We start from the raw sequence: 9,391 nt of genomic DNA, 5'->3' as shown, positions 1-9,391 counted from the left end.
ATGATGAGATCGTAGTTTCAAATATCGGCATACCCAGCAAGGAACTGTACCATGCCGGCGACAGGCCCCTGAATTTCTACATGCTGGGTTCCATGGGGCTGGCATCTGCTATCGGGCTGGGACTGGCAATGGCACAGCACAGGCAAGTTGTGGTGATCGACGGGGATGGCAGCCTGCTCATGAATCCAAATGTACTGACCCAGATCGCTGCGCTGCAGCCATCCAACCTAACCGTGGTGGCAATGAATAACGGAGCATACGGTTCCACTGGCAACCAGGAGACCCTGGCGTGCAAGTGCATTGACCTGGAACTAATGGCAAGGGGTCACGGGCTGCAGTACACTGCCAAGGCACATACAGGAGAAGAGCTTGTGGCTGCATATAACAAATTTAAGGACGAAACCGGGCCCGGACTTATAGATATGGTGGTCAGGCCGGTGAATGAGCCTGTTGGAGAAATTCCGTTAAGTCCGGTTGAGATTAAGGAAAGGTTCATGGAATCTGTACTGAGTCGGGAAGCATAACCTGCATGGGGCATAATCTACAAACCGCACAATACCAGCCATGCCGGAATAAGTAGGATTTCCATACCATTTACCTCCCACACATCGGTCTTATCTTTGGTGATGACGATCCCGGACTGTATTTTTTTATTTTCCATAAACGATATCAGGCCTAGTGTAAAGTCAAGCGTAAAGTGTCGCATTAATTTTTTAAAATACGCCTGCGTCATATAAGATATGGCAGATGGTCGCTATACGTTTCATGGTTGACTTGACACTAGTATGTCGTCCCTACGGATAGTGCTTGCAAATTTTACTTCAATAGGAACTGGAGATCTTCCCGGACCTATCACAAAATCCACTTCGTATTTTTCTTTCCAGTAAGATATCCTTAGGTTCAATAATCCAGTAGATACTTTCAGGTAATTGACCAGGTGGGCGGCCACAACGGTTTCTACATTCTTTGAAATATCCTGGTCCGTTAATATGGTCGTATGGTTCAAAGCCGCTGTGAACCCGGGGTCAATAGTATAGAATTTCTTATTCCTGCGCGCACGTTTTGATATGTTCATTGTATAATAATTGCATATTATTATAAGCCCTGCAGCTTCCAGGTAATGCAAGTACTGGCGCACGGTCTCAATCCTGATATTGAATATCTTACCTAATGAGGCATAGCTTAAAGGAAGTGTGGTCTTTTCTGCGATTAAAAAAAGCAGGTCTTCGAGTATGGATGGGTCCCTTACTTCGTATCTGGAAAGTATGTCCTTATACAGGATAAGACTGACATAATTCAACCTTAAATAGTTCTGCCACTGCATGATATCGTATTCATAAGCGAACTGCGCAGGAAAACCTCCAAAAAGTAAGTATTTTTTAAGGAAGGGTTCAATGGTCCGCTTTAATGCCAGGAGTCTGACCTCATCCCATGATTGAATAATTGTTTTCATTTCCTTTAGATCATGTTGAATTGAAAGTCCGTTTATTTCGCTGTCCTGAACTCCATTTTTCAAAATAAATTCCCTTAAAGAGAAGGGTGATACTGACTTGAATTCAAACCTGCCTACTCCTGATTCGGCAGAATCTTTCAATAGCAGGGTTGAGGACGAAACAGTAGCTAGATATTTATCACCTGTCTGGGTGTCGATGAGTGTTTTCAAATTAACAGCCCAGTCAGGGTCATAATGGACTTCATCAAAAAAATAATAACATTTACCTTCCACCGCCGTAAGCTCCCGATGTACTTTGATTATATCTGTCAAGCTTGCGTGTTTCATACGGTCCAGAGGTGCATATACGATACATCTCGGGTCTTTTACTCGTGTCAAAATGTTCTTAATGATCTGGTGGAAAATTGTAGTCTTTCCTGATTGCCGTGGTCCTATCAAAATGAGGGAAAATGGGCTTTTTAGGTGGGATATTATTTCATTAACTATTTGTTTTTCAAATGCTTGAGGAGCAAATGAGCTGTCGGGTTGCCACCATGGATTGGATGATTCCAGTACTGGTTTTATATCAGGTTCGACCATTACTCCAATATAATAGAGTTATTTTTCATAAATATGTCTGATATGATAGAGTTATTTTTTTGAAAGATGTCTTGTATAATAGAATTGTTTGCCATACATATGTCGAATATGTTATAGTTATTTGCATTAAATATGTCGGGTATAATAGATATAAAATCTAAAATAACTCTCATTCAATGGACTAATTATACTAATATAAGTCCGTTATATTGGACTTATTTTGAATATGGGTTAACCTTCTATTCTCAGACATAATAGTCATGTTTAAGTCTATTTTCTCTATTGTAACTCATAAATCGGTAACTGTATTTTCAGTTAAGAAGGATACGAGACAAACACCATGACCCCGGAAGAATCCTATGACATAATAGTAATCGGTGCCGGACCCGCAGGCTCCACTGCTGCCATGTATGCGGCCCGCTCCGGTGCCAGTGTACTGCTGATAGACAAAAAGAAAGACCTCGGCTCTCCCATCCAGTGCGGCGGGTTCCTGCCTGATCATGAGGAACTCGGGGAACTTTTGCCTGGTGCCGAACTTCCATCCACACTCGGGGACATCCCATCAAGCTGTGTTCATACCACTACCAGTATCCACAGGTTCCTGTCCCCGAACCTGGAACCAAAGGAGTTCGGGGTTAAGGCGCATGTGCTGGATCGGTCAAGGTTCGATAAGCACCTGGCCAGGGAAGCTGCAAAGGCAGGAGCGGAACTGATGGTGAGCACCCGTGCCGATTCTATTGAAGCGGATAATGTATCCATCAGGGGAGTAATGGGTGAGTTTAACATCCAGGCTAAGGTCATAATCGGTGCGGACGGCCCCATTTCAATGGTTGCGAAGACTGCCGGTCTTATCGAGCGCAGCGATGATATGGGCCGGGCAGTGTCACTGGAGTACGAACTTACCGGGGTGGATATTGACAGGGATGCGGTCGAAATGTACTTCGGACGTGACTATGCACCCGGCGGGTACGCCTGGATCATCAGCGAAGGCGGCGATGCTGCCAATATAGGTGTGGGTGTCAGACAGCCGTTATGCGAGCCAGGTGTTTCCACACAGGATTACCTGCACCGGTTCATGTACGAGCACCCGAGAGCTGCGCCCATGCTGGAAGGCAGCAGTATAACGGCAGTGATCAGTGGCATCGTACCGGTTGGGGGTGCACCACCCAAAACGGTTGAAGGTAACATCATCATCTGCGGAGATGCAGCCGGACACCTGATTGCCACCAATGGCGGCGGCATACCCACTGCCATGGTTGGCGGGAAGATCGCAGGAGAGACAGCAGCGGATGCAGTGGCAGGTAAATGCCAGCTGGCTGAGTACGAGAACAGGTGGCGGGAACAGATGGGACTGGAAATAAAAACTTCAGTGTATGTGAAAAAACTGATGGACGGGCTTATGAGGTCAGACCCAATGATGAGCACAGCCATGAAGCTGCTGACCCCTGACCAAATGAAGGCTCTGCAGCGGGGAAGACTGCCCGAACCTGTAAAAAAGATGCTCAAGACACTTAATACAGGTATAAGGTGATTAACCTTATGTTGATTGCTTGCATTATTAGGCCTAAAAGTGTACTAACCAGAGAGTGAATGTAAAATGAACAAGGAAGACCTGGGAACGATTTGTTATCCTGCACATGGGAATCTGTACCTGAACATCACGAACAGGTGCACATGCAACTGTATTTTCTGCCTTAAGAACTATGCAGACGGGGTCTATGGCTATAACTTAATACTTTCAAGGGAGCCCGAAGTGGCTGAGGTTATCGAGGAACTTGGCAAACATGACCTTTCTGGGTATAATGAAGTAGTGTTCACAGGACTGGGAGAGCCCCTGTCCAGGTTGGATGATGTGCTTGAGATCACACGATGGTTAAAGGCCAGGGATGTCAGTGTGAGGATTGACACTATCGGGCATGCCAAACTCCAGTACCCTGACCGTGATGTTGCCCGTGAGCTGAAAAAGGCGGGAGTTGATGAGGTTTCTGTCAGTCTTAATACTGATGACAAAGCGACCTATGTCCAGCTGGTACAACCCCGCATGTACAAGAATGCTTATGAGTCGATGAAGGATTTTTCCAGGGATCTGGTGAAAGAAGGTATAAAATTAAGGTTCACGGTTCTTGACCTGCCGCCCGTGGATATTGAGAAATGCCGCCAGATAGCAGGGGAGATCGGTGCATCGTTCAAGGTAAGAGGATATGGCGGGCCAGTTATTGGTCAATGATTTGTTTGCCATATTGTACAATCAACATGTCGTTTTTTCACAATAGTGACGCTTTTATCTTGTAATGGGAAAGTTTTATATTTATAATTGGTAAAGTTTCCTATATGCAGGATATTCATGAACTGACAATTATATGTGGAATCGATAAGTCCGGTGCAAAAGAAGATGTTGAGAAGATACGCATATGCCCGGGCGAGATAATCGGTATTGTCGGTCCCACCGGCTCAGGTAAAAGTACACTGATCTGTGATATCGAGCAGCTTTCACAGGGAGATACCCCGACCCGGCGCAAAATCCTGATAAACGGGAAGGCACCGAGCAGGGATATCCGCACCGATCCCAGGAAAAAACGTATCGCCCAGCTTTCACAGAACATGCATTTCCTTGCTGATATGACAGTAGAAGAGTTCCTCAGGATGCATGCCAAGAGCAGGAACCGTAACTCTGACACGGTTGAGCGGGTAATTGACATTGCCAATACACTTACCGGGGAGTCTATCCAGCCAGGGCACCAGCTTACTATATTAAGCGGAGGGCAGTCCAGGGCGCTGATGGCTGCTGACATTGCGGTAATTAGTGACTCGCCCATAGTGCTCATCGATGAGATCGAAAATGCAGGGATCAAGAAACAGGAAGCCCTGAAACTCCTGGCTGCCGAAGGGAAGATCGTGCTTGTGGTAACCCATGATCCTGTTCTGGCACTTATGACCAAACGCCGCATTGTGATGCGAAACGGCGGGATACGGCAGGTCATCACTACCAGTGCGGGTGAGATGAATGTCTGCACTGAACTTGTTAAGCTTGACAATTACATGATGTCACTTCGCAATACCATAAGACAGGGTGGGCTGGTCGAGGAAGCCGGGGTAATATGAAACTGGTGGTAGTAGCGGGCACACCAGGTTCGGGTAAGACATCGGTACTGATGCATACCATCAGGTCGCTTAAACAGGTAGGCATGTCGCCTGCGGTGGTGAAGATAGACTGCCTGTGGACGGATGATGATAAAAGGTTTGAAAGGCTGGACATACCTGTGCGCATTGGATTGTCCAGGGACATGTGCCCTGACCATTTTGCTATATACAATACGGATGAGATGCTGAAATGGGCCAGGGAGCAGGATGCCGGGGTACTTATCAATGAAACTGCCGGCCTTTGCCTGCGGTGTGCGCCCTATCCCGACGGTTGCCTTGCAGTGTGTGTGATTGATGTGACCACAGGTCCTAATACTCCATTGAAGGTTGGGCCATTGTTGACTACGGCAGATGTGGTGGTGGCGACCAAGGGCGATATCGTGTCCCAGGCCGAACGGGAAGTGTTCAGGGAACGTGTCAATGAGGCGAACCCTGGTTGCCGGATAATAGAGGCTAACGGGCTGAGCGGGCAGGGCGCTTCAGAACTGGCAGAGGTGATAAGTGAGATGCCTGATGTAGGGCAAGAGCTTACCCTGCGGCATAATGCGCCCCTGGCCATATGCACCCTGTGCACTGGTGAGATGCGGGTGGCAAAGGAACACCACATGGGCGTGCTGCGGCATATTGACGGTTTTACCGAGTATAGGGGGGAATGATGCAGGATGACGCAGGAGATTGCAGGCCTGCTGCCTGGATATAATTGCGGGGAATGTGGTTACCGGCAGTGCAGGGATTTTGCGGCGGCACTGCTTGAGGGAGAGGCAGAACTTGACGGCTGCCCCTATCTGGCTTCTGAGAAGTTAGCTTTAAATATACCCGTGATACAGCAACTTCTTGGCGGTCCTGGGACTGGTATTAAGGATTCCAGGCCTATTATTGGTGTTATTGACGGACTTGAGGCTGATTTTGTTTTTTCACCCCTGCCTGGTGAGCCGTCATGCAGGGAAGACCTGCATCCTTTTGATCCGGAGGTGGGGCCGGATGTGGGCGAGTATGTGCGGTACAGGCCACTGGGGTGTCCTGTTACGCATTTTGCCAGGGTGCTGGATATGAAGCGGGGTATCATGACCGTTCATCTTGTTGGGCCTATCCACAGGCTTGGCGGGGATGATGTGGCTTTTGAGGATATTGGCCTATGTCTGGTGTTGGCATTTGATGGTATTGTCAGTAAGGGCAGGGTGCCTGATGTGGGCCAGACTGTGAAGTTTCTGCCTGAACACTGCATGATGCAGAAGGTGCATTCTGGTGTGGTGGTGCATTCCGAGGGCAGCAGGTTGAGGATCGAGGGGATTGACCTGAAGGTGTGGTAGGCAGTCCAAGCATGTGTCAGCTTTTAAGGCAGCCCCTTTTTATGAGAAGTTTAAAGTCATTACATGACAGTATAGTGAATTCTACCTCCTTGTTGCCGGGGTAGCAGAGCGGACTAATCCAACGGAGCCGTTAGACTCCCTGGAGTCTATATGCGGCAGTCGAAAATCGCTGTTGCGATTTTCTTATCTTCGGCCTTCTCACTTCGCTCGAACGCCTCAGACTCGATACCTGCTTTGTCTAATCTCACCTTTTAGTAAGAAGTTTAAAGTCATTACATGACAGTATAGTGAATTCTACCTCCTTGTTGCCGGGGTAGCAGAGCGGACTAATCCAACGGAGCCGTTAGACTCCCTGGAGTCTATATGCGGCAGGCTCGAGACCTGTTGTATCGTAAGGTACACTTGGGTTCGAATCCCAACCCCGGCGCCTTTTTTTTACGTAATCTCAATTATTTTCATACTCCACTCACTAAAAGCATTTCACAGTATATGGGAAATTTGTAAGTACAATTTTATAAAGTGGAGGTGAAGAAAAATATTTGTATATGAAAAGTCTTAAGTCGATTAAAATAAAGTGATATTGAGGCATATTAAAATGAAAAAACAATCAGTTATTATATATATTATTTTTATTCTTACATTATCATCAATACCAATAATAAGTACTGCTGAACCAAACAGTAAACTGATACGAGAATTATCTATTATTGATTCTTTTCATCCAGAATTAAGTGGCGATAGCTATAAAGAATGGCATTATTTTAACTTCATAGATGAAGAAAATAATCTGAAATTTTTTGTGACTTTTCTTATTGCAGGCAACCTTGATAACCAATTACAAAGTTATGGATCCATTATAATGGCCTACAATATTGAAGACAATTTTGGTGGATCTTCTGCACCCTATTCAATTTCAGAAATAGAATATTCAATTGATTCTCCAGATCTTACAATCAGAAATAATTATGTTGAACTATTACCCAATGGTTATAAGGTTCATGCTGAAGGTTTAATCCTCCCATCTGTTGAATATAAAGATTCAATTGCAATTCCAATTATTTTCGATGCAACATATATTCCTATGGCTGAACCCACATCAATATTCCAAGGTACAATTGGAGATTCTTACAAAGATAATATGAACTGGGTCAGTACAGCTCCAGCATGTAAAGTGATAGGAAATCTAATCATTGGTGAAGAAGATTATCTCCTTGATGGGGTCCAGGGTTATCATGATCACAATTGGGGCACATGGTCTTGGGGAGATAATATTGGATGGGACTGGGGTCAAGGTATAGAAGCAAATAATGATGACGCTGATACTGATGTTGGAAGGTATTGTATTGTATTAGGAAGATTGACTGACAGCTCGCACTTCAGTGAAAATGGAAATCGGTTGCTTTTGTGGAAAAATAAGCACCAAATCGCTGTATTCGAAAACGTAGTTTTTGAATATGAGTGGGTTACGGTACCTTATACACCTCATCATTATCTTTCGATGATAACAGCAACTGCAGAAGACGACAGCTGTAATACTATCATATCAACATTCAGTATTTCAAATGCCATACCTCTCGTGTTATGTGATGATCCTCAACAAACTTCATGTACAACCATATTGGAATTGACAGGAACATATGATGTTTCTGGAACAATAGATGGCAAGCCAATTAACTTCCAGGCAGCAGGTTTTGCCGAATATTGTTATTGATGTAAATTCAAAAACTTTAAGGATCAACAAAAGGCCCATAGTTCCAAATCACCATGAAGGATACTCAGTCGTGACCTGAATTTTGTGGCCTTTTACAATTTTTTATTAACAAACTCTGCTATTGGTATATATTTCAAGAAATATACCAAGATTATATAAACTGTCTCGCAGCGTAATGGTTATTGCTGTAAAGCCACGATTAATAGGTCACTACCAAATCCTCCGTGCTGTCCCAGAATTGTGGTGTTCCCTGCCGTTTGATAACTGCAGCAGAGACATCAGGCTGGGAGATATTAACTGAAAATGATTCGCTCTCTCCCCCCGCCCAGAAATCATTCATAGACTAAGTGACTTTATTTTGTTCAACAGCCTCACCAGCCGGAAATATCTCTGATTAAGACTGGCTTTCATCATCTATAGCGCGCTGTTTGCCAGAGGTGCAGTAATTTCATCGATTACCTGTTTTTCCCACATGTGTAGAGATGAATTATCTTTTCCTGCCCAATAGTGCCGGGGTGGCAGAGCGGACTAATCCAACGGAGCCGTGTGACTCTTTGGAGTATATATGCGGCTGTCGAAAATCGCTGCTGCGATTTTCTTATCCTCGGCCTTCTCGCTTCGCTCGAACGCCTCAGTCTCGAGAACTGTTGTATCGTAAGGTATACTTGGGTTCGAATCCCAGCCCAGGCGCTTCTCCTGCTCGTTTATCCTCTGGCAGTTTTCATCAGATGTTTTACAGCCATATGGCTGGTCAGCCCGGACTTGTGAGAATGAAGGCATCTCTTGCCTCGTTATCCATTTGTTTAGCGGAAATGCCGCCGCCGGCAGCACACACCACTTCCCGACCCACTCTCTGCGCATGAGCACCTCCGCCCGGTCCGCAGTGCCAGAAATGGGCGATCGGTCGAGTGTGGGAAGGGCAGCGGGAGAGTGTAGAAGTGTGAGAACGGGGTGGGGGCTGAACAGCATTTCAATATTAACAATAGAAGACGTAAAGAATAAAAATGACAGGCATATTTAAATACACGAATAAATACACTTTAACATATGGCTCATAAAACATTAACTATCTCAGAAGAAGCTTACAAAAGCCTTGTCCAGCTAAAAAAAGAGGGGGAAAGCTTTACTGCCCTTATAAATCGTATAGCAGAAATCGTCAGAAAAAAGCCGTTAAAAGAATTTGCCGGAAGATTGAAA

At 45.4% G+C, this 9,391-nt stretch carries 12 protein-coding genes and 1 tRNA gene; 9 read left to right on the top strand and 4 right to left on the bottom strand.

Annotation, left to right across the window (positions count from 1 at the left end; translation table 11 throughout):
* Positions 1 to 524 (top strand): sulfopyruvate decarboxylase subunit beta (gene comE / locus HF974_11080; GenBank protein ID MBC2698849.1); only part of this gene is annotated, 524 nt, incomplete at its 5' end.
* 17 nt (positions 525 to 541) lie between these two features.
* Here comE and HF974_11075 read toward each other — a convergent pair.
* The gene (locus HF974_11075; protein MBC2698848.1) at positions 542 to 706 is read right to left on the bottom strand and encodes a hypothetical protein; all 165 of its coding nucleotides are present in this window, start codon (positions 704 to 706) and stop codon (positions 542 to 544) included.
* A 57-nt stretch (positions 707 to 763) separates the two neighbouring features.
* Entirely contained in the window at positions 764 to 2,032 is a 1,269-nt protein-coding gene (locus tag HF974_11070; protein MBC2698847.1) for an ATP-binding protein, read from the bottom strand.
* 340 nt (positions 2,033 to 2,372) lie between these two features.
* On the opposite strand from HF974_11070, the gene HF974_11065 reads away from it, so the two are divergent.
* The 7 genes from HF974_11065 to HF974_11035 all read left to right on the top strand — a co-directional run bounded on the left by HF974_11065 (position 2,373) and on the right by HF974_11035 (position 8,194).
* Complete coding sequence (locus tag HF974_11065; GenBank protein ID MBC2698846.1) at positions 2,373 to 3,563, top strand: geranylgeranyl reductase family protein; 1,191 nt, start codon at positions 2,373 to 2,375, stop codon at positions 3,561 to 3,563.
* 66 nt (positions 3,564 to 3,629) lie between these two features.
* Positions 3,630 to 4,259 carry a radical SAM protein gene (locus HF974_11060; GenBank protein ID MBC2698845.1) on the top strand — a complete coding sequence of 210 codons (630 nt, stop codon included), beginning with the start codon at positions 3,630 to 3,632 and terminating at the stop codon, positions 4,257 to 4,259.
* Between the two features lie 104 nt (positions 4,260 to 4,363).
* Positions 4,364 to 5,134: an ABC transporter ATP-binding protein gene (locus HF974_11055; GenBank protein MBC2698844.1), complete on the top strand. Its 771-nt coding sequence runs from the start codon at positions 4,364 to 4,366 to the stop codon at positions 5,132 to 5,134.
* Positions 5,131 to 5,829, top strand: coding sequence for a hypothetical protein (locus HF974_11050; protein MBC2698843.1), 699 nt, complete (start codon positions 5,131 to 5,133; stop codon positions 5,827 to 5,829). Before HF974_11055 ends, HF974_11050 begins: the two co-directional genes overlap by 4 nt.
* A 6-nt stretch (positions 5,830 to 5,835) precedes the next feature.
* Positions 5,836 to 6,483 (top strand): hypothetical protein, encoded by a 648-nt coding sequence (locus tag HF974_11045; GenBank protein MBC2698842.1) that lies wholly within the window; start codon positions 5,836 to 5,838, stop codon positions 6,481 to 6,483.
* A gap of 307 nt (positions 6,484 to 6,790) precedes the next feature.
* Positions 6,791 to 6,910 (top strand) — tRNA-Ser (locus HF974_11040).
* Between the two features lie 168 nt (positions 6,911 to 7,078).
* Positions 7,079 to 8,194 (top strand): hypothetical protein, encoded by a 1,116-nt coding sequence (locus tag HF974_11035; protein ID MBC2698841.1) that lies wholly within the window; start codon positions 7,079 to 7,081, stop codon positions 8,192 to 8,194.
* Between the two features lie 199 nt (positions 8,195 to 8,393).
* On the opposite strand, the gene HF974_11030 is transcribed toward HF974_11035, so the two are convergent.
* A complete protein-coding gene (locus tag HF974_11030; protein ID MBC2698840.1) occupies positions 8,394 to 8,534 on the bottom strand; it encodes a hypothetical protein in 141 nt (46 codons plus the stop codon).
* Positions 8,535 to 8,722: 188 nt separating this feature from the next.
* Positions 8,723 to 8,974: a hypothetical protein gene (locus HF974_11025; protein MBC2698839.1), complete on the bottom strand. Its 252-nt coding sequence runs from the start codon at positions 8,972 to 8,974 to the stop codon at positions 8,723 to 8,725.
* A gap of 267 nt (positions 8,975 to 9,241) precedes the next feature.
* Between HF974_11025 and HF974_11020 the strand changes: the two genes are divergently transcribed.
* Positions 9,242 to 9,391: hypothetical protein (locus HF974_11020; GenBank protein ID MBC2698838.1), on the top strand; the 150-nt coding region annotated here is incomplete at its 3' end.

It is taken from the genome of ANME-2 cluster archaeon, assembly GCA_014237145.1.
Lineage (GTDB): Archaea > Halobacteriota > Methanosarcinia > Methanosarcinales > Methanocomedenaceae > Methanocomedens_A.
Note: the sequence above shows the minus strand (reverse complement) of the source record. Positions and strands in the feature narration are given on the sequence as shown.